Source organism: Aureispira sp. CCB-QB1 (genome assembly GCF_000724545.1).
GTDB lineage: Bacteria > Bacteroidota > Bacteroidia > Chitinophagales > Saprospiraceae > Aureispira.
In genome coordinates, this window is sequence record NZ_JHBV01000020.1 from 87,992 (window position 1) to 107,454 (window position 19,463).

At 35.6% G+C, this 19,463-nt stretch carries 20 protein-coding genes; 10 read left to right on the forward strand and 10 right to left on the reverse strand.

Features of this window, described 5'->3' with window-relative positions:
* Nucleotides 1-2 precede the first annotated feature (2 nt).
* Nucleotides 3-1,181, reverse strand: a complete 1,179-nt coding sequence (locus tag CG11_RS09185; protein ID WP_052595372.1) for a tetratricopeptide repeat protein — start codon at nucleotides 1,179-1,181, stop codon at nucleotides 3-5.
* 149 nt (nucleotides 1,182-1,330) lie between these two features.
* Here CG11_RS09185 and CG11_RS09190 point away from each other — a divergent pair, with 149 nt between their 5' ends.
* Entirely contained in the window at nucleotides 1,331-2,551 is a 1,221-nt protein-coding gene (locus tag CG11_RS09190) for a lipopolysaccharide assembly protein LapB (protein ID WP_052595374.1), read from the forward strand.
* Here the strand turns inward: CG11_RS09190 and CG11_RS09195 are convergent.
* Entirely contained in the window at nucleotides 2,542-3,192 is a 651-nt protein-coding gene (locus tag CG11_RS09195; RefSeq protein ID WP_052595377.1) for a hypothetical protein, read from the reverse strand. The genes CG11_RS09190 and CG11_RS09195 overlap by 10 nt on opposite strands.
* A gap of 38 nt (nucleotides 3,193-3,230) precedes the next feature.
* Between CG11_RS09195 and CG11_RS30925 the strand changes: the two genes are divergently transcribed.
* A complete protein-coding gene (locus tag CG11_RS30925; RefSeq protein WP_255351926.1) occupies nucleotides 3,231-3,353 on the forward strand; it encodes a hypothetical protein in 123 nt (40 codons plus the stop codon).
* A 60-nt stretch (nucleotides 3,354-3,413) separates the two neighbouring features.
* Here CG11_RS30925 and CG11_RS09200 read toward each other — a convergent pair whose 3' ends face one another.
* The 4 genes from CG11_RS09200 to moeB form a co-directional block, all read right to left on the reverse strand.
* Nucleotides 3,414-4,535, reverse strand: a complete 1,122-nt coding sequence (locus tag CG11_RS09200; protein ID WP_052595379.1) for a family 10 glycosylhydrolase — start codon at nucleotides 4,533-4,535, stop codon at nucleotides 3,414-3,416.
* Complete coding sequence (locus tag CG11_RS09205; protein WP_197043810.1) at nucleotides 4,532-5,647, reverse strand: carbohydrate-binding family 9-like protein; 1,116 nt, start codon at nucleotides 5,645-5,647, stop codon at nucleotides 4,532-4,534. Before CG11_RS09205 ends, CG11_RS09200 begins: the two co-directional genes overlap by 4 nt.
* 94 nt (nucleotides 5,648-5,741) lie before the next feature.
* Nucleotides 5,742-6,485, reverse strand: a complete 744-nt coding sequence (locus CG11_RS09210; protein WP_052595383.1) for a hypothetical protein — start codon at nucleotides 6,483-6,485, stop codon at nucleotides 5,742-5,744.
* 89 nt (nucleotides 6,486-6,574) lie between these two features.
* A complete protein-coding gene (gene moeB / locus CG11_RS09215; RefSeq protein WP_052595385.1) occupies nucleotides 6,575-7,699 on the reverse strand; it encodes a molybdopterin-synthase adenylyltransferase MoeB in 1,125 nt (374 codons plus the stop codon).
* Nucleotides 7,700-7,908: 209 nt separating this feature from the next.
* Here moeB and CG11_RS09220 point away from each other — a divergent pair, with 209 nt between their 5' ends.
* From CG11_RS09220 to CG11_RS09230, 3 genes are all read left to right on the forward strand, one after another.
* Nucleotides 7,909-8,772: a hypothetical protein gene (locus tag CG11_RS09220; protein ID WP_052595388.1), complete on the forward strand. Its 864-nt coding sequence runs from the start codon at nucleotides 7,909-7,911 to the stop codon at nucleotides 8,770-8,772.
* 340 nt (nucleotides 8,773-9,112) lie between these two features.
* Complete coding sequence (locus CG11_RS09225) at nucleotides 9,113-9,667, forward strand: RNA methyltransferase (protein ID WP_052595390.1); 555 nt, start codon at nucleotides 9,113-9,115, stop codon at nucleotides 9,665-9,667.
* A gap of 474 nt (nucleotides 9,668-10,141) precedes the next feature.
* Complete coding sequence (locus tag CG11_RS09230; RefSeq protein ID WP_052595392.1) at nucleotides 10,142-10,591, forward strand: hotdog fold thioesterase; 450 nt, start codon at nucleotides 10,142-10,144, stop codon at nucleotides 10,589-10,591.
* Between the two features lie 160 nt (nucleotides 10,592-10,751).
* On the opposite strand, the gene CG11_RS09235 is transcribed toward CG11_RS09230, so the two are convergent.
* From CG11_RS09235 to CG11_RS09250, 4 genes are all read right to left on the reverse strand, one after another.
* Nucleotides 10,752-11,267 carry a hypothetical protein gene (locus tag CG11_RS09235; protein WP_156039712.1) on the reverse strand — a complete coding sequence of 172 codons (516 nt, stop codon included), beginning with the start codon at nucleotides 11,265-11,267 and terminating at the stop codon, nucleotides 10,752-10,754.
* 41 nt (nucleotides 11,268-11,308) lie between these two features.
* Nucleotides 11,309-11,701, reverse strand: coding sequence for a hypothetical protein (locus CG11_RS09240; RefSeq protein WP_052595397.1), 393 nt, complete (start codon nucleotides 11,699-11,701; stop codon nucleotides 11,309-11,311).
* A gap of 10 nt (nucleotides 11,702-11,711) precedes the next feature.
* The gene (locus CG11_RS09245; RefSeq protein ID WP_052595399.1) at nucleotides 11,712-11,930 is read right to left on the reverse strand and encodes a hypothetical protein; all 219 of its coding nucleotides are present in this window, start codon (nucleotides 11,928-11,930) and stop codon (nucleotides 11,712-11,714) included.
* Nucleotides 11,931-12,077: 147 nt separating this feature from the next.
* Nucleotides 12,078-12,425, reverse strand: coding sequence for an arsenate reductase family protein (locus tag CG11_RS09250; protein ID WP_052595401.1), 348 nt, complete (start codon nucleotides 12,423-12,425; stop codon nucleotides 12,078-12,080).
* Between the two features lie 190 nt (nucleotides 12,426-12,615).
* Between CG11_RS09250 and CG11_RS09255 the strand changes: the two genes are divergently transcribed.
* From CG11_RS09255 to CG11_RS09275, 5 genes are all read left to right on the forward strand, one after another.
* A complete protein-coding gene (locus CG11_RS09255; RefSeq protein WP_052595403.1) occupies nucleotides 12,616-14,214 on the forward strand; it encodes an acyl-CoA carboxylase subunit beta in 1,599 nt (532 codons plus the stop codon).
* A 59-nt stretch (nucleotides 14,215-14,273) separates the two neighbouring features.
* Complete coding sequence (locus CG11_RS09260; protein WP_052595406.1) at nucleotides 14,274-16,244, forward strand: biotin carboxylase N-terminal domain-containing protein; 1,971 nt, start codon at nucleotides 14,274-14,276, stop codon at nucleotides 16,242-16,244.
* 43 nt (nucleotides 16,245-16,287) lie between these two features.
* Nucleotides 16,288-17,436 carry an NAD(P)/FAD-dependent oxidoreductase gene (locus CG11_RS09265; protein ID WP_052595408.1) on the forward strand — a complete coding sequence of 383 codons (1,149 nt, stop codon included), beginning with the start codon at nucleotides 16,288-16,290 and terminating at the stop codon, nucleotides 17,434-17,436.
* Between the two features lie 19 nt (nucleotides 17,437-17,455).
* Nucleotides 17,456-18,043, forward strand: a complete 588-nt coding sequence (locus CG11_RS09270; protein WP_156039713.1) for a hypothetical protein — start codon at nucleotides 17,456-17,458, stop codon at nucleotides 18,041-18,043.
* Nucleotides 18,044-18,234: 191 nt separating this feature from the next.
* Complete coding sequence (locus tag CG11_RS09275; RefSeq protein ID WP_052595412.1) at nucleotides 18,235-19,404, forward strand: lipopolysaccharide assembly protein LapB; 1,170 nt, start codon at nucleotides 18,235-18,237, stop codon at nucleotides 19,402-19,404.
* The last annotated feature ends 59 nt before the right edge of the window (nucleotides 19,405-19,463 follow it).

Here is a 19,463-nt window from a genome sequence, read left to right on the forward strand (position 1 = left end):
ACCTAAGTCCTCTCTATAGGACCATCATAGTCAAGACTTTTTGCTTTATCAAAGTGACTTTGGGCTCGTTTTAATTGGTTCAGCGCCTTATACAATAACCCAAGATTATAATGAACATAAGAATTTTTTTTATCCAACTTTAAAGAATATTTGCAATCCATGAGCCCCTCTTTAAATTTTCCTAATTTATATTTTGCAAAGCCTCTATTATTATATGAGTAGGCAAAAAAAGGATTGATTTCAATCGCAAGCGAAAAATCTTTAATTGCAGCTTCATAACTGCCAATAAATAGTCTGGTATACCCTCTATTATTATAAGCTGTATGTGAAGTATTATCTATTGAGATTGCTTTAGAGTAGTCATCAATAGAATCGACATAGTTTTTTAACTTACATAGTATTAATCCACGGTTGAGATATCCTGTACTATTTTGAGGATTGATTTTTATCGCTTTAGTAAAATCAACCAATGCGTTTTCATAATGACCTTGCATCAGAAGAATTTCGCCTCTTTCCAAATAGGCATCCAAATAATTTGAGTCTCTTTCAATAACAGAACTAAAATCTTTGATAGCTCCTTTGATGTCTCCTTCTTGATTTTTTAATCTACCTCTATTGACAATCGCCAAAAAGCAATAACTATTAATCTCTATAGCTTTATTATAGTCTTCTAATGCGCCTTCTACATCATTTAGTTTTTGTTTGGAAACACCTCTGTTATTATATGAATACTCAGCCTTAGGATTGATTTCAATCGCCTTATTATAATCATCAATTGCCCACCAATAATCTCCTAAACAATATTTTGCCCAGCCTCTTTGGTGATAAGCCTCTTCTAAATTAGGGTTAAAATCAATCGCTTTGTCGTAACTCTTAATCGCTTCTAAATAATCATTATTATCAAAACTAGCATTTCCTTTGTTCAAATATTCTAAGGCGTATTTAGATATACTATCACGTAATTTATAATAACTATGGCTTTTAATTTCTAATAACTCCTTTTTTTTGTCTAAAGGTCGTTTATTATCTTCTAATCCATCTTCGTATGGAACTCTTTGTGCAGCAACGTTTTCAACCTCTTTAGGACGAAGAGATAAAGATCCATCTAAAACATCATTATCCTCTCCTCCACGCAAAAAATTTTGAAAAAACGCTATTATTTTATAAAATAACTTCGTCATCTATTACTATTTAAAATTGCTCTATTCAACTTCCTCCAAAATTAAAAATTACTGGATTATAAATTTAAAGACTTCTGACTACTCTTTTCCTATTCCAATTTATTTTTTTTGTACTTTTGAGGCTCTATTATTCATTCACTGCATAAAAAATGAAGGCACAACCCTTAACTTCTGACGAAATCAACAATTTATCTCAACTCCTCATCAGTTCTAACGCTAGTAGTATTGATGTCGCTTTCCAAATCCTGCACAATTATCCAACTGCCATTCCAAAGGTAATGAACGAATTGGTGCTTATCAGCCAACTCTCTTGGAACGATGCTCAACGAAAAGAAGCACTTCAGCTCTTAGAAAGTACCTTTGATAGGACACAAATCAAGGCATGGAATGATATTTTTCAAATTTTTCATATTTACCAAAATTTATTTGAGCCCGAAGATTTTGAAGAAAACTGGCATTGGTTTGAACAACATGAAGCACACCGAGCTACTTTTATGCCCATTATTCGTCAAAATAATGACTATACAGGAGAGTATTTTGCCATCGCAGAAACTATTGCCGAATATTACAAAAAACGACTCGATTGGGCAGAACGCTATTATTTCATTTCTTTAGAATACAATCCTAACGATCTCAACACATTAAGCACCTTGGCAACGCTATACAAAGATGGCTATCAAGACTACCCCAAAGCACTTTCTTTTTATGATAAAATGCTTGAAATTGAACCTCAGCATTACGATGCATTGGAAGCAAAAGGAGCTTTGTTTTTAGATTATATTAAGGATATTGATAGGGCTACTCAAACTTTTGAAAATGCGCTTAAACATTATCCACAAGACGAAACACTTCAAATCTGGCTGGCAGATACTTATATGCAAAAGAACCACCCAGAAACCCTCCCTCGTGGTAAAGAAATACTAGAACTTGTCTTGGAAAACAATCCCCATAATATGTTTGCATGGACTATTTATGGCAATCGGCTTTGGATTACAGAAAACAAGCCCGAAGAAGCCATAGAAGCCTATCAAAATGGTCTAAAAATCAACCCTAGAAGTTACAATATATTAGGTAATTTGGCAGAGTTATACGAGCGAGTCTATCAAAATTATGAACAAGCCAAAGATTACTACATCAAAGCATTTTCTATTTATATGGATGATGCTTTTCACCTTAGCAACTTTGTTCGCCTTTTGGTTCTTCAAACTCAAGAACTCGACGATGCCAAGGATTATTATGTGCACCTTAAAAGTTTGTTTTTTGGAGCTATTAAGCGGGAACCAGAATTAAATGATGAACAATGGAAAGCATTTCAAGAAGCAGAACAACTCTTATGGAACACCTTCCCCGAATTAAAAAACTACCTATAAACACGTTTTAAATCATCCAACAACAATATCGCTGCCTCCAAAGCTATTTTAAAATTCTCACAGCTTTTATCATGACTTAGTTGAAGGGGTACTTTATAAAAAATTTCTTGATTATCAACTAGCAACTCTCCAAAATACATCTTTGGAATATCAGTTAATTTATCCCGTGTTTTTTTGTTTAGTAAGGTACGAGTAGTCGTGAGGTTTTCTGCATCTATCAAAAACCGATGGTCAAAATCCTGTACACCAATTTCTATTTCTTTGACAAGCCCCAAACCTTTTCCCATTTTTCTAAAAATATGCTCGCTCGCCAATCGAAGCCGATATCCTTCTGTATTAAGATTGTGCTGCAATTTAAAAGCTGTCCAATAGGTAGCATTTTTTCCTGCCCCTACCACATAGGTATAACAAACAAAATTATGCCCTTTGATGGTACCTTTTAAAAGTGGTCCTTTTTTGGTTCCATACTCTGCCAACATATCCTTTTCAAATCGCAAACCATAGGGTCTACCTAACTTTTTAAAGTTCTCTTCTTTTTTCTTTTCAAAATGAACAGCCAATTTGTAAATTAAAAAGATTAGCCCAGCAACAACTCCTAGAATAATTGTTACTGCAATTATTTTTTCTGATCCATCTGACATAATGATATATTTTTAACGTTTTTTAGTGGAGCTTAAAAATGGTGCGAATCATTCTACTCCTCCATGCTTTCCCCAAAGAGGTATTAGAACTTCGTGCCTCTTTGATCGTCATTCATGGCAACTACAAAGTAGCAATGCAACGAACGGCTATAGTATTTTAAGGCAAAATTGTAAAACTTAGCCCCGTTTGTTAAAGATTAAATATTTATAACTGCTATCTTTTACAAAATAGCTTTTAATTTTAAAAATACCTGTTTTTGTGCTGCATTTAAATCATCTGCCATAAAAATACACATTCCTTTTGCACCATTTTTTTTGGTAATGCGAATCGCTGCCTCCAAATCCTCAGCCAATCGCAACGCAGGAGAATACAAACCTGCATGAATTGGAAAATCAACATCTTGTACGCCTTGGTTGGTCGCAAAACCTATCCAATTAATCCCTTCTCTATAAAAATTGTGATACAACATAGGATAAGCGGCATCTAAATTCCAATCGTTCCATGCTTGACGAACCATTTGGCGAGACATTTCTGGAAAAGGAAAAACTGCTGCTGTCAAAGGAATATTATACTGATGTGTTAAATCTGCAATTTCATTCACCAATTTTGTAATTGCATTCAAGCGATATTGCCGCCACTCTGTGCTTAACTCTGGATGTTCCATGTCCATTGGATCTTTTCCAAAAATAGCTTTAAAACCTTCCCTAGCAATAGGATGATAACCATAATCATATTCTGGCAGCTCTGTTTCTTGTTTTAAATTGTACTTAGGCTGCAAATCTGCTCCCAAAATCACATCCACATACCGTACATAATCTAGATGTACTGAAGCTAAGTTTTCTATGGAACAATACGCTTGAACCTTGCTTTTGATATAGGCACAAGCATCGGGATGAAAAGGGCTTAGCCACTGATAATAATTTACATAAGCTCGATATTCCAAAGAGTTTTGCCCTCGTCTATTAACAGCATACCATTCTGGGTGTGCTTGAGTTTCTTTGTTACCCGGTTGATTCAACGTCCACATCCAAGCATGCACCTTCATATTCATACGAGTAGCCAAAGGCACTAATTCTGTCAAAAACTCAGGACTTGCTTGCACCAACAATTCTGTGATTCCCAAAGAGTCATAATAGTTCAACTTTTGAGTCCATTTGTCAGCATCGTATTCTTTTTCGCCATGCACCCAAGTTGACAATGTAAAGCTGCTGTCTACAGAGGGAATTTCTATCGTTTCCTCTTGAACATTAGTTGCATCTTCTTCTTTGGGAACTTGGCAGGCAGCTAGTAAAGCAAATCCAATAATCAGCATTTTCCAACAACTAAATTTTACACTACTCATAACAATTTAAATTTTCCTTCTTCATTAATAACAAATTGTTCTTTAGAGGTTAAGTTCTCTATGTATAATTCAAAACCAACATAGGTTTTCAAAAAAACGACATCGAACAAATTTTGCCTAATTTCCAACTGATTTAATTGATACATTGTTTGAGGGCTACTATCTAACAAGGATTTGTGTTTGCCAAACTTTATTTGTTCCAACAAAGCATAAGCCACCTGTTTGTTTAGTACTTGAGGAATGGTTACTTCCGTTGCTTCCTTACCTACTAAATGATCACTAAACACCAAATAGCCCCAATGCTCAGGCAAATGCATGTTGATAGCACCTTGATTTGACCACACCCAATTGTACTCAGGCAACCGCTTCCCATTTTCTTTTTTCAAACTATACATTCCATCGTTCAAATCATGTTCCCATTGAACTCTAGAGAAATTAATCCGCCAATAATCTCCTCCCTTGGGATGCTTAACCGTTTTTCTTTTCCGTTGCAAAAGCACTTCAAAAGGAATCGCCATTTCTACCGACCAAAACGTATCAATATCAGTGGCATCATTCAAACTGCCTCCTAGATAAACAGCCGTTTTTAGTCCTTCTATTTCATAGTAATCATTAGCGTGTCCTCCAAAACGATATGCTTTATTCAAACACAAATCCCAGACAGTATTCAAAGCATTGACTTCAATTTCTACGTAATTATAAGTGTCATCTGTTGGATCTATAAACACCTCAAAATCGTTGTTATAAAAAACAACTGCATCGTGTTTTTTAATATTGCCCCAAATGTGTGGTTCTTCTAATTCCGCATAAACATATAAGTACGCATCATCCCAAAGCATTTTTACCTGTGTTTTATATTTAGGTTCTTTAACGCCTTCTATATCTATGAAAGTACTCGTATAAGCTGCTTTTGACCAAGCATTCTCCACAGCTTGCCCATCAATTACCATATTGTCTGCCGTTCGGTATGCAGTGTACTCTGAAGGTATAATGATAGAAGAATCAATATGAATCGTATTTTCATATAGAACTGTTTTTGTTTCTGTCCTTGGCTTTTTGCTTGTACAGGCAACCATCAATAGCCCTAAACAACAAACAAGTAATTGATTCATTTTTTGGAATTTGGTACCATACATAATCGTTTGACAAAACGCAGGGTAGTTTAATAAATATTCTAATGATGATCCATCCGATACAACTTTATCGCTAAAAATTAAAATCTAACAAAACACGCCATACTCCATCTTCTTCTAGTTGCCACAAAAGAAAATAATGACCTCTTCCATCACTAACGTACTGTCCTATATCATAACACAAGCTATCACCTATCGGCATCGTTTGTATAGTAGACAATCGAATGTGCCAATTTTCACTCAACATATAAGCATACTTATCCTCGATTGCCCGCCGCCCTCGATAGATATAACCGTCATTTAAATAAAAAGCATTTTGACGATACAACTCCATAACCAAAGAATCAGGGTAATGTTGATTCGACCAATATTCCCAATCCTCTCGAGCCTTACCAACCGCTTTCATATGCATATCTTGATGCCTTGTTACAGGATATAAAACTTCCAATTCTTTTGCCCAACGACCTCCTTCCTTTTTCCAAGCAATTGCATAAGCTATTTTAGACTCAAGACTATCCTTAGGTTCATAATACCCAATATCAAAGTAATTGGAAGAATCGTGCTTAACAATGGCTATAGAATATACCGTATCAATGATAGGCAAATTTTGTAGTTTTTGATCTATGCTATCCCTATTTTTATAAATCTTATCTTGTGTCAGCAAAGCTCCTTGTCGGCAGTAGTAAGCTGCTCCGCTATTATTTTGATTCACAGTAGTGATAAAATTCATTTGAATCTTATCAAAAGGCAGCTGTACAACTTCACTATTACAGGCTAACAATGCAAATAAAACAAGTATGACGAGAGCTATTTTCATAATGGAGATAAAAATACGTTATCAAAGATTTGCAATAAATTCTTAAGCAAGCAATTTACAAGACAGTGGACTAAAATAAAATCGTCAATCTATTTTGTTTTTAACAACTGTGCCTCCCAATTTTTAATTCCTCCTGTCAGGTTAATTAAATTGTTGTATCCATAATTCGTTTGCAGTTGTTCGATAGCAATTTTACTTCGAATCCCTTTGGCGCAAAGAACAACGACTGGTCTATCTTTAGGAATTCGATCTTTCCAAAGCACCAAACGAGGCAAAGGAATGTCGATTCCCTTTAGCGTTTCATAACGAGGTTGTTCCCAAGTTTCTCGAACATCTACCAAGGTGTATTGCTCCAAATTATCAGCTAATTCTTGAGGTGAAATTTCTAGAATACTTGGTTGTTTTTCTTCTTTTTTGATGCCACAAAAAGCCTCATAACTGGTCGTTTTAAAGTCCTTTTTCATAGCTTTTGTTTGGGTAATAACGGCAGCGTTAGCCTGAATTGTTAAGATCAAACTTTCTGCTGTCAATGCATTATAAACCAATAGTTTTTCAGACAAAACATCCCCTAATCCCAATATAATTTTTAGGGCTTCATTGGCTTGCATCGCTCCTATCACTCCAGGTAGAACCCCCAATACACCTACTTCTGAGCAATTGGGCACCTCACCAGGTGCAGGAGGATTAGGGAACAAACAACGATAACTAGGACCTCCTTGATAATTAAAAACAGCTACTTGCCCTTCAAACTTAAAAATAGAACCATAGACCAACGGTTTGTTAGTGATAATGCAAGCATCATTGACCATATAACGAGTCGCAAAATTATCAGTGCCATCCACCACAAGATCGTATTGTTCGAATAATTCTAATGCATTTGAAACCTCCAAAGCATAAGGATAAGCCAATACCTCTATCAATGGATTTAGAGCAACCAATCGCTTTTGAGCAGCCAAGGCTTTGTTAACTCCTATATCTGCTACCGTGTACAAAATTTGGCGTTGCAAATTACTCTCTTCCAAAACATCAGCATCAATGACACCTATTTTTCCTACTCCAGCAGCAGCTAAGTATTGCAAAATCGGACAGCCCAAGCCACCAGCACCAATGACCAGTACGTTGGCATTTTTCAGTTTCTTTTGCCCTTCTAAGCCGATTTCTGACAGCAATAAGTGACGACTATATCTCGCTAAATCTTCTTTGTTTAAATTCATGCGCTATGTTTGATATCCTTTTTAAGCAGACTAATACTTGTATTCTATTTTTTTTATTCTGTCTAGTAACTTTTCTAATTTTCTAGAATTACAAAGATAACATCTTATTAATTAAGTCGAAAAACAAAAGTCATTCGCTATAAAATAAATTACATTCCTCGACAGTTCTTATAAAGAATCTATTCGTACCACCTTCAAAAAAAGACATTATGAACCTTAAACATTTGATGCTTTTATTTTTAGTTATCCCCAGCATTTCAAAAGCAGCCCCAGATACGAAGATTAAAACATTTAGCTTACAAGAAGCCATTCAACAAAAAATTATTGTTTTATCAAGTATTCAGTCCGTTGCTTACCAATCCTTGCAACTTCGTTTAAAGAACGTGCACCAACGCAAAGACATCTACGTTTATTTTCCAACTGGTTTACAATTCGCCTCTAGAGATAGTTCTGAACAAGATCAAATCATTTTGCAAGAGCGCACTTTGTTGGTAAAAGCAGGACGAACCATTAGCCCTACTTTTGTCAGCTATTGCACACAATCCAATCACCGCAGCCCAGGCAAGGAGAGTCAATTTGATTTAAAAGAAAATGCCAATGGTAAATTATTAGAGTTGGCTAGTTTTTTATCAACCATCAAGGATATTAACTATACAGCTCAACATGCTGTATGGACAGTTACCAATGACCATGACCTAAAAGGGCTACATCATGATGACCTAAAAACAGCTATAAAAATTCAAAAATTTGTAGCAGACTTAACAGGAAAACCACTTCCTAAATACACCGTTCGATACAAAGATGGTCGAGAACGTCAAGTCGCTTTTACGGGAGAAGCCATTGTTATTTATGGTCATCATGAATACATCTTAAAAGAAGATGCAACCGTGACTTGCCAGATTTTTAATGAGGCAGGTGAAATGGTTCAACAAGTCTTTAAAGATATGACTCAAAAAGGAGGCAAAATACGCTTCAACTTTAAACTAAAGGCTTTGGATTTACCCCAAGGAAAATATGTTTCAAAGGTTTTTATTGAAGGAAAAACGATTCAAGAACAATGGGTCGAAGCCTAGCACTAAAATTAACCTCATCCCCTTCTTCATCTTAACAACTAATTTTCAACACATTGAGACTATCACAACAAAATTCATTCTATTAAAGTATACCCTATTCCTTTATGAGCAAATAGGATTTTCTTAAAAAGTAATGACAAATAATAAATTTAGTTTTTAAATTTGCCCTCGATCAAATTTTTTGTTGTTGATAATTAGTGGTTACTTATGGTCCTACTATTTGGTCGTTGAAACCACGTAGTAGCAGCGCAGCTAACTATTTTGGTAATCTTGCAAACATTATATATAGTTTATAAACCATTCACAACAACATACTTAACACTAACAAACTACATTTATTTTGAAAAAGCGATCCATGCTAGAACTCAATCGGTTGTCGGTAGAGTCATATAAAGAGACCCCAAAAACTCCTATTATTGTTATTTTAGATAATATTCGTTCTGCACTTAATGTTGGGTCTGCTTTTCGTACTAGCGATGCTTTTTTGGTTCAAGAAATAGCCCTTTGTGGTATTACTGCTCAACCTCCTCACAGAGAAATTTTAAAAACAGCTATTGGTGCCACTAAATCTGTGGCTTGGCAACATTTCGAAACGACTCAAGAGGCTGTCAATCATTATCGAGCCAAAGGGTTTCAAATTGCTGCAATCGAACAAGCAGAAGGCAGTATTCCGTTGCAGAATGTTCCAGTTCAGGCACAAGATAAAGTAGCCATTATTTTTGGCAACGAGGTAAAAGGTGTTGATCAAGAAATTATGAATATCGTTGATTGTTGCATTGAAATTCCTCAATTTGGCACCAAACACTCTTTTAATATTTCTGTTTCTATGGGAATTGTTTTATGGAGTTTAACACAAAAAATTCGCCCCGATTTAATTATTCAAGAATCGCATTAAAATATTATCTAACCTAGACTTTGGGGTTTTAGAGCAAGACAATAGAGATACAAAATCAATTAGAAAGATGTCCATATATTCTATTTTTGTAGAATAACTAAGCAAAATTAATCCTAGACCATATTTAATCTTTAGGAGATAAAATCAAGCAAGGATTTGAATACTTATATTGACAACCATTAGTTTTGCTTAGTCATTTAGTTTAATACTCCGTTGATTTTTTAGTTTTCCTACGAAAAACGTAAAAAAGCATCTTGCATTAGTTTGATTATCAATCTTTTAACACAAAAGTCAACAAAAATACATCTTACTGATAATCAACTGCGAAGCACTCATGCAATAAACTAATACGATTTTTCAACGGAGTAATGTTAGTTTGAATAATTACCAATTATACTCAAAACTGCCTATCAGCTCCATCTGCTATTTGTCTTCCTTCCCCTTCTTTTCCAAAGTCATTTTTTAATTATAACTATGAAAATCGATATTAATTTTATTAAAAACATTGTAGAAGAACAAATTCCTATTCACAAATTTCTGAATCTAAAACTCGTTGAAATTCGCAGTGGGTATGCGAAAGTTAAAGTCCCTTTTCAAGAAATGGTTTTGGGAGATATTGTTCGTAGAAGGTGGCATGGTGGCATGCTATCCACTATCATGGACTCCGTTGGCGGAATTGTTGGCATGACTCATTTGACTTCTTTTGAGGACAAAATGGCGACCATTGATTTGCGTGTAGATTACCTCAAAGGTGCCAAAGAAGAAGGCATTGTTGTAGAGGGGGAAATTGTGCGTCTAGGAAATCGGATTTTAGTAACACGAATGAAGGTTTGGAATGAAGCAGAAACCGAAGTGCTTGCAGAAGGAAAAGGTGTCTACAACTTTATCCGCATGAAAGACAAAAGCATCATAGAAGCTAATTAATATTCATAAGTTGTTTGTATTTCTAGCACATTCGTTCTTAAGTTCCAAATCATTTTATGCTCCATGCGAGCCTTACAGTTTGGAACTTAAGCATTTGAACTATTTACTTAATACAATAGTTAGCTGCACTGCTACTATTAATAAAGACCTCTCTTCTTTCCTATTCTGAAAAGATAACGGTTAACATAGCCGAGTTAGTTTGGTGCGTTTTGTTGATTTTGGCAGATATAGTAGAGCCAGAAAATATCATTTTTTCATTGTATTGAAACGACTTCGCATTATCTTTCATTGCTATCGCCCATTGCTGTAATAAACCTAATTCGTTGGGGGCTTGCTGCGATAAATTATAGAAAATTTCAGCAATATCTATTGCACAAACTTCTGGTGGTGTATTGAGCGGATACGTTCCATTTAGCAACATCCGATATTCTTGCTGCAAGACATCGCAACCTGATTGATACAGTTCAATACTCAAATTCATAGCTGGCACGGTTACCTTTTCTACAGCATCCTGACCTTTGACTTCAAAACTATGATTAGCAAATCCCTGAATATGCTCAAAGATAGCTGTTGGTGGCTTGTACTTGCATTCTTTTTTTTGATTGCCTGATGCACCACATCCAACTCCAATAAATAGTATACTTATTATTAAACTCCAGAGAATTTTATATTTCAACCTTATCATATTTTACAGTTCATCATTTGTTCCATCATTTCTTATTCCTTAACGATATTGCCACTTGAATTAGTATCAACGCCTCTTGACTGGTTGACAAAAAGATAAAAATATCCTCCTCCCAGCCCATAAGATACGTAGTCCCAATTGTCTCTTACAAAACCATCAAACACTCTAGTAAAAACTTCTTCATAGAGTAGACTCAACGCAACAACCATCACCAACGTGTCAAAAAGAGAAAAACAGAAAGAAACATTTTGCATCAAAAAACGACGTTCGACCAATAATAAACCTAGCAAAATAGGCATGCACAAAAAGCTATCTAAATAACTGTCTATTAATGGGCAATCCCAGTTCCATACTCTTTCTACAAATTGATGTCCCCCAAATAGCAAAAAACATCCCCACCAAGTTCTTTGTTTAAGTACTAACATCTACTCTTTATTACATCGCAAAAGCAACCGCTAGTATAAAACCAAAAATAGCAAAGGGTGACAAAGCTACTAATACAGCTATTCCGATCACTCGAATACTTAGTTTTAGTGCAATAACAAGAATACTATCTTCAGCATGAATAGCCGCTGCATGATTCCACCACTTGAGTGTTTTAGATATTTTCTCTAGAACCACTTGGTCCATTGAGTTTTCTGGTTTCTTTGTCATAATTCTGGTATATTTATTGGTTAATGTTTTGCTCCTCTATTTCTACGTGACCATAGGTAGTTGAAATATTCACTTGATAAACACAAAAATACACCATTTAATATTAGCGTACAGGCTTAGGTTTTTATTTAGAACAATTCTAAAATTTTATGCCAAATAATCCTTTAATGCCTCCACTGTTTTCTTTGCATTGCCAACAAAAATAGCCTCTTCAAACACAAATACAGGTCGTTTTAGAAATGTGTAGTGAGACAATAATAACTCTTTGTAGTCTTCTTCTGACAAATTCTTGTCTTTCAATCCCATTTCTTTGTATTTGGTAGCTCTTCGATTGATCAAAGATTCGTAAGACTCCGTTTGTTGTCTAAGTTCTTCCACCTGCTCTTCTGACAAGGCTTCTTTTTTTAGATCTTGTAATTCAAAATCAGTAGTATCTACTTCCGACAAAATGCGCTTGCAGGTACTACAAGTGCTCAAATAATATACTTTTTTCATTATCAATTATAATGTTTTAGTTTTCGTATTCCTAACTATTGAGAATTGCAAAACTAATAATTTACGCCAATTTAGATGTTTTATTCCTGAAATTAAATTGGTTGATATTTTACCCTCCTATTAATTCTTGACCTTTGATAAAAAATTTTAAATTGAGGAAATATTAATCTTTTGGTTAAAAAATCAATTTATGCGTCCAATTAAAAGTGCTATTCAGACAAATGCCCCAAGCTATCAAGACAATTATGAACAGATGTCCAAACTAGTCGAAGAACTTAATGGATATCTTCAAAAAAGTTTGTTTCAAGGAAAAGAAAAACACCTTCAAAAAGCTAAAAATTCAGGAAAGCTATTAGCTAGGGAACGAATAGAATTACTTCTAGATCAAGATAGTTTCTTTTTAGAATTATTGCCTTTAATTGGTCTTCAAGGAGAAGGATTTGGTCCTGGTGGAACAGCTGTGTGTGGCATAGGTTTGGTCATGGGACGTTTGTGCATGATTAATGCCAATGTGGGAAGCAATAGAGGTGGTTCGATTGATAAAGCTACCCTAGAAAAAAGCATTCGCATGAGCGAGATTGCAGTAGAAAATGGGTTACCTGTCATTAATTTGGTCGAATCTTCTGGAGCAAATCTTCCTGAACAGGAACAAATTTTTAACTATGGAGGAACCATTTTTAGAGAAATTACAAGACGTTCCCGCAAAGGCTTTCCCACGATTTCTGTAGTTTTTGGAAACAGCACCGCAGGGGGTGCCTATATTCCTGGTATGTCTGACTATACCATTATGGTCAAAAAGAAAGCAAAAGTTTTCTTAGCAGGTCCTCCGCTTGTCAAAATGGCCACTAACGAAATTACTGACGACGAGTCTCTAGGAGGGGCAGAAATGCATAGCACCATTTCAGGTGTTTCAGATTATCTAGCAGAAAACGAGCAGGATGCCATTCGATTAGCACGAGAAGTCGTAGAACAATTAAAAGCGCCTTCGGCAACAATCCCAACAAAAACAACCGTACAACCTCCTTTATACGATACCGAAGAATTGTTAGGCATTGTTCCTGCCGACATTCGAAAACCTATTGATGCAAGAGAACTTATTGCTCGTATTGTTGATGGTTCTTGCTTTTCTGAATTCAAACCCAATTATGGCACTACCTTAATTACAGGCTATGCAGAAATTCATGGGTACAAAATAGGCATTATTGCCAATAATGGGGTTATTTTATCCGAGTCAGCCAATAAAGCAACGCATTTTATACAGTTGTGCAATCGCAATAATATTCCGTTACTTTATCTTCAAAATACAACTGGATTTATGGTTGGACGAGCTTACGAAGAAGGGGGCATTATCAAAGATGGTGCAAAAATGCTTAATGCAGTTTCTAACAGTGATGTTCCAACGATTACGATTATGATTGGTGCTTCTTATGGAGCTGGTAATTATGCTATGAATGGGCGTGCTTATCAACCTAGGTTTTTATTTTCTTACCCCAACTCCAAAATTGCCGTTATGGGACCTCAACAGCTCAGTGGTGTTATGGAAATTATACAACGAGCAGCCGCCAAAAAGGCAGGGGTAGAATACAATGAAGCACAAGCTGCTCAGCTGCGACAATATATGATTCAACAAGTTGAACAATCCTCTACCGCTTGGTATTCTACCTCTCAAGGTTGGGACGATGGTGTTATAGACCCTAGGGAAACACGCAATTATCTAGCCGTTTGCTTGGCAACCATCCACAATCAACCCATCAAAGGAACAACAGATTATGGCGTCTTTAGAATGTAACCCTCTATCAATACCAAAACTGCCATTTTACAAAGCTCTCAATGTCAAAAAATTTCACAATGATACAATCTATCTTAATTGCCAATAGAGGAGAAATTGCTACTCGAATTATCAAAACATGTCGCCGTTTAGGGATTAGAAGTATTGCCGTTTATTCAGAACCTGATCAGAATTTACCTTTTGTACACGATGCTGACGAAGCCATTGCATTAGGTGGCAAATCCGCCAAAGAATCCTATTTAGTTCAAGATAAAATCATTGCTGCGGCCAAAAGAACTCAAGCCGATGCGATTCATCCTGGATTTGGTTTTTTATCAGAACAGGCTGATTTTGCGCTTCGATGCCAAAAAGAAGGGCTTATTTTTATTGGTCCTAATGCTGATGCCATCCAAAAAATGGGCTTAAAATCTACCGCAAAAGCCATCATGCAAGAGCATGGTGTTCCAACCATTCCTGGCTACCAAGGCGAGCACCAATCTCTAGACCAGTTAATTCAAGAAGCCAATCGGATTGGTTACCCCGTTCTAATCAAAGCAGTTGCTGGAGGCGGTGGCAAGGGAATGCGCATCGCTTATCAAGAAAACGAAATCAAGTCTGCTTTAATCGCTGCTCAACAAGAAGCTCAAAATAGTTTTGGCAATTCAAGCGTTCTCTTAGAACGATATTTCAAAAATGCTAGGCATATTGAATTTCAAATTTTTGGAGATCAACAGGGCAATGTCTTGCATTTATTAGAACGAGAATGTAGTATACAGCGCCGCTATCAAAAAGTCATCGAGGAAAGCCCTTCCCCTAGCTTATCGGATCAGCTTAGAACAGAAATGGGAAACGCAGCTGTTTTAGCTGCTAAAGCAATTAATTATGATAATGCTGGTACAGTAGAGTTTATCTTAACAGAAGAGCAGGAGTTCTTTTTTTTAGAGGTCAATACTCGTCTGCAAGTAGAGCATCCTGTTACGGAAATGATCACAGGGCTTGATTTGGTAGAATGGCAAATACTTGTTGCTGAAGGACAGCCTTTGCCCCTCCAACAAGAAGCTGTAAGTAGTCACGGTTATGCCATAGAATGCCGTTTGTATGCTGAAGATCCTAGTGATAACTTCTTCCCTTCTGTGGGTAAAATTTTACACTGGGAAACAGCCAATATAGATGGGGTTCGATATGAGGTTGGGGTTCAATCAGGGTCAGAAGTTGGCATCTACTATGACCCTATGCTAGCAAAAATTATTGCACATGGAGCAAATCGTTCTACCGCTATTCGAAAAATGCAATATGCCTTAAAACACTTAAAATGCCTTGGTGTGCTTACCAATCAAACCTTTCTATTAGCCTTGATGCAAAATAAGGCTGTCCAAGTAGGGGCTTATCATACTAATTTTATTGAGCAGGAATTTGACTTTCAAAAATTAGCCACTCAAGCAGCAGAAGGAGAAACGATTGCGCTCATTGCTTCCTTATTGTATCGTTGGCAACAAAGGCAACAAAAACGCACCTTAATTCCTACTTTAGCATCGGGTTGGCGTAACAACTTTTATCAACCTCAACAAGAATCCTATTTGGTAAAAGAGGTTCCTATTGTAGTTCGTTATCAATATCAAAATACAGCTTTTGATATAAACATTCAAACGAAAAACTATAATGTTAAACTCATCAGCCATACACACAAAACCTTGTCTATTGCTATTAATGGGTGGCAGCACAAGGTACACATAGAGGCATTGGATCATGATTATTATATTCATCATTTGAATTATGGTCAACTAAAAACAACCTTAATACCCCAATTCCCCATTATTGAATCAGAAAAAGCAAAAGGTGATTATTTGGCTCCCATGCCCAGCGAGGTATTAAAGATTAATGTTGAGGTTGGGCAGCAGATTCAAGAAGGGCAAACACTTATTACATTGCTTTCTATGAAAATGGAAAACACAATCGTTGCCCAAGAAAATGGTTGTATCGAGGAAATTTTAGTAACAGAAGGAAGCGCTATTGCTAAAGGGACTTTATTATTAAGAATCAAAGAACAATAAATAGTTAGTTGCGCTGCTAACTAAAAGAAAGTAAATAAAACTTATGGAAACGTCTTTTGACATTATTATTTGTGGTGCAGGACCAGCAGGAAGTACTTGTGCTTTGGCATTGGGAAACACAGGACTTAAAGTTGCATTAATTGACAAAAAGGGCTTTCCTAGAGATAAAATCTGTGGAGATGCTGTGGCACCTTATGTTCCTAATGTTTTAAATACCATTCATCCTAGTTATAAAACTTCGTTTGAAGCATTTAGGGAAAAAGAAATTGTTACAACCTTACGAGTTGTTGCGCCCAATCAAAAAAATATTGATTTAAATTTTCCTAAAGAGGGGGCTATTTCCATGCGTGTCCATTTGGACAACTTCTTATTTCAACATGCCCAGCAATTATCCAATGTCACTACTTTTATTGGCTCAGCAGTATCTAAAGTAGAGACAGACAATGACCAAGCTATCGCCGTATTAAAAAACGGTCAAGTGCTAAAAGCTCAAATCATCATAGGCTGTGATGGCGCTCAAGGGATTGTATCCAAACAACTAACTAGCAATAAAGTTGATTTGAGGCACAACTCTGCCGCTGTCCGTGCTTACTATCGAAATGTAAAAGATATTCCTAACAAGACGTTTGAACTACATTATTTAAAAGACTTGATGCCTGGCTATTTTTGGATTTTTCCTTTGCCTAATGGTTATGCTAATGTCGGCTTAGGAATGCTTTCTAAAACAGTTAGCGACAGAAAAATCAATCTCCGTAAAGAGTTAACTCGTATCATTGAGACGACGCCTTACCTAAAAAAGCGTTTTGAAGCAGCAGAATTAATTGATCCTCCCAAAGGTTATGGTCTTCCTTTGGGGTCTAGAAAAGTTACGATTTCTGGACAACGTTTTATGCTTTGTGGAGATGCTGCCTCCTTAATTGATCCGTTGTCGGGAGAAGGAATTGGACAAGCAATTATTTCTGGGCGTTACGCAGGATGGCAAGCTAAAAAATGCTTTGAACAAAAAGATTTCTCCGCTAAAAATATGAAAGCTTATAACAAAATGGTCTATGATAAGCTATGGAAAGAACATAAAATACACTACTTTACACAGCGAGCAATTGCCAATCGACCGTGGTTAATCAATAGCTTTGCAAATATCGCTTCAAAAAATACTTTCCTTATGCGTCTTTTTCAAAAGGCATTTTGGTAATACATCAATAATAACTCCAATGAAACTATTCAACACATTATGGCTAGGCATCGTTTTATTTTTCCTAGCTTGTAATCCAAGTTCCCAAAAACTACATCATTCTAAGAATCTTCCTTCTAAATCAATGGCTCAATTTCCTGAGGATTGGTTGGGCAAATATCAAGGTAATTTGGAATTATTTAATGCTCAAAAAGGGAAAACAATGGAATTGCCCATGACGGTTATTATTAGCGAAACAGATACTGTCAATCGTTGGCGATGGTATTCCAAGGCTATTTTTAATGGCAAGGAAATTATTAAAGACTATGCCCTTACTCGACATGACTCTATGCCTAAAAATCATTTTATTATGGATGAAAACAATGGTATTTTATTAGATCGCATCCTCTTAGACGATGCCTTTTATGATTATTTTGAAGTTGGCAATTTGGGTTTGTATGGGATTACAAGAAAAGTAGGGCATAACATCCACTTTGAAATTGCTTCCTTTCCTTTGTCATCCAAAACTTACTCTACTTACAAAGGGCAAGATTTTGCAGTAGATACGGTTACAAGTTTTAAGGTCATCAACACCCAAAAAGTTATCCTCAAACGGGTAAAAGAGTAAGTATATTTACTAAAATGATCGTAAACATGGCATAGTTAAAATAAACTTAAATAGGTTACTTACTACATTTTATTCATATCTTTATTAGTATAAATAATGTGTGTCTTACATCTTTGGGGCTTTAGCAAAATTTAACAACCGCACGCACCTGTTACTTGTATTCAATTCTATTAACACTTAAACCTATAACCATGAAAAAAATGTTTTATGTTGCCTTCGTTCTACTCTTCTTTTTACAGTCTAATTCATTTGCTCAAAACAAAGAAAAAGAAACAGTTATAACTACCACTGGCACCTCTGTTATTACATCGTCTAGCACAGATATGTATGGAGGAACAACTTCTCCCGAAGCCAGTAAACATTATCAAACAGCTGTTGAATATTTTAATAAAAGAGATTATGATAATGCTATTAAATACTATAACAAGGCTATAAAAAAGGATCCTAAATTTGTAGAAGCTTATGATAATGCTGCCGTCCTTTATAGAAAAAGCGGAAATACAGAAAAGGCAATAGAATACAACAAAAAATCTATTAAAATTTATCCACAAGGCCCAATGGCTCACCAAAACTTAGCTTTAATCTATTCCATACAAGGCGATTTTGATGCTGCTTTAAAAGAATATCAAACTTTAGCAGAAATTAATGAAAATGATCCTGAAAGCTATTTTGGAATGGCCAATATTTATATGAGTCAACAAAAGTTGGATTTAGCTTTAAGCAATGCAAATAAAGCTGTTGAGATTTATAAAGCGACCGATTCTCATCATTTAGCAGATGGTTACTTACTAACAGGTTATATTTATTACTATCAGAAAGATGATGAAAATGCTAAAAAGTTTCTAGGTTTTGCCAAAGAAAAAGGAGCTAAATTAGACCCAAAGCTAGAATTGCAATTTTTTGGAGATTCCAAAGAGTTAGAAAAAGAAAAGGATTTTGTTCTTGAAACCAAGGCAGATTACTTACGCTATGAAAATGATTTTATTAGTGGAGTGGTTTATTTAATGGAAACTCCTCCTAACGAAAATAAAGAGCAACGAAAAGCACTTGAGAAATTCTTGATTGAATGGGTTATTGGCAGTCCTACTGTATCCGTAGAAATTTCTGAAACCATCTCTCCTTACATTAAGGAAGCACCAGAATACTTGATTATCTTTTTAGGTGGTGCTTCGGTTTACCAAATTAAAACAAGAGATTTAGACGACAAATACAAAAGCTATATAGCAGGTACAGAATTGGTCATTGCTTTTTACGAGAAGAATAAGAAAATTTTAGGCAAGAATAGGGCAATTGAAAAATTAATCAAATTACAACAAAAAGACAAACTTGCTGACTTCATCAAAGAAAAAAGCCCACAGTAATTTATTTATCAAGCAATTAGTAAGTAGAACTATTTAATACCGTTCTACTTACTAATTAC

Coding starts and splice junctions, on each gene's coding strand:
- CG11_RS09230 (WP_052595392.1), top strand. CDS start 10,142: ATGAAAATCGATATTAATTTTATTAAAAACATTGTAGAAGAACAAATT.
- CG11_RS09205 (WP_197043810.1), bottom strand. CDS start 5,647: ATGAATCAATTACTTGTTTGTTGTTTAGGGCTATTGATGGTTGCCTGT.
- CG11_RS09190 (WP_052595374.1), top strand. CDS start 1,331: ATGAAGGCACAACCCTTAACTTCTGACGAAATCAACAATTTATCTCAA.
- CG11_RS09270 (WP_156039713.1), top strand. CDS start 17,456: ATGAAACTATTCAACACATTATGGCTAGGCATCGTTTTATTTTTCCTA.
- CG11_RS09255 (WP_052595403.1), top strand. CDS start 12,616: ATGCGTCCAATTAAAAGTGCTATTCAGACAAATGCCCCAAGCTATCAA.
- CG11_RS09185 (WP_052595372.1), bottom strand. CDS start 1,181: ATGACGAAGTTATTTTATAAAATAATAGCGTTTTTTCAAAATTTTTTG.
- CG11_RS09260 (WP_052595406.1), top strand. CDS start 14,274: ATGATACAATCTATCTTAATTGCCAATAGAGGAGAAATTGCTACTCGA.
- CG11_RS09220 (WP_052595388.1), top strand. CDS start 7,909: ATGAACCTTAAACATTTGATGCTTTTATTTTTAGTTATCCCCAGCATT.
- CG11_RS30925 (WP_255351926.1), top strand. CDS start 3,231: ATGGTGCGAATCATTCTACTCCTCCATGCTTTCCCCAAAGAGGTATTA.
- CG11_RS09250 (WP_052595401.1), bottom strand. CDS start 12,425: ATGAAAAAAGTATATTATTTGAGCACTTGTAGTACCTGCAAGCGCATT.
- CG11_RS09275 (WP_052595412.1), top strand. CDS start 18,235: ATGAAAAAAATGTTTTATGTTGCCTTCGTTCTACTCTTCTTTTTACAG.
- moeB (WP_052595385.1), bottom strand. CDS start 7,699: ATGAATTTAAACAAAGAAGATTTAGCGAGATATAGTCGTCACTTATTG.
- CG11_RS09195 (WP_052595377.1), bottom strand. CDS start 3,192: ATGTCAGATGGATCAGAAAAAATAATTGCAGTAACAATTATTCTAGGA.
- CG11_RS09210 (WP_052595383.1), bottom strand. CDS start 6,485: ATGAAAATAGCTCTCGTCATACTTGTTTTATTTGCATTGTTAGCCTGT.
- CG11_RS09200 (WP_052595379.1), bottom strand. CDS start 4,535: ATGAGTAGTGTAAAATTTAGTTGTTGGAAAATGCTGATTATTGGATTT.
- CG11_RS09240 (WP_052595397.1), bottom strand. CDS start 11,701: ATGTTAGTACTTAAACAAAGAACTTGGTGGGGATGTTTTTTGCTATTT.
- CG11_RS09245 (WP_052595399.1), bottom strand. CDS start 11,930: ATGACAAAGAAACCAGAAAACTCAATGGACCAAGTGGTTCTAGAGAAA.
- CG11_RS09265 (WP_052595408.1), top strand. CDS start 16,288: ATGGAAACGTCTTTTGACATTATTATTTGTGGTGCAGGACCAGCAGGA.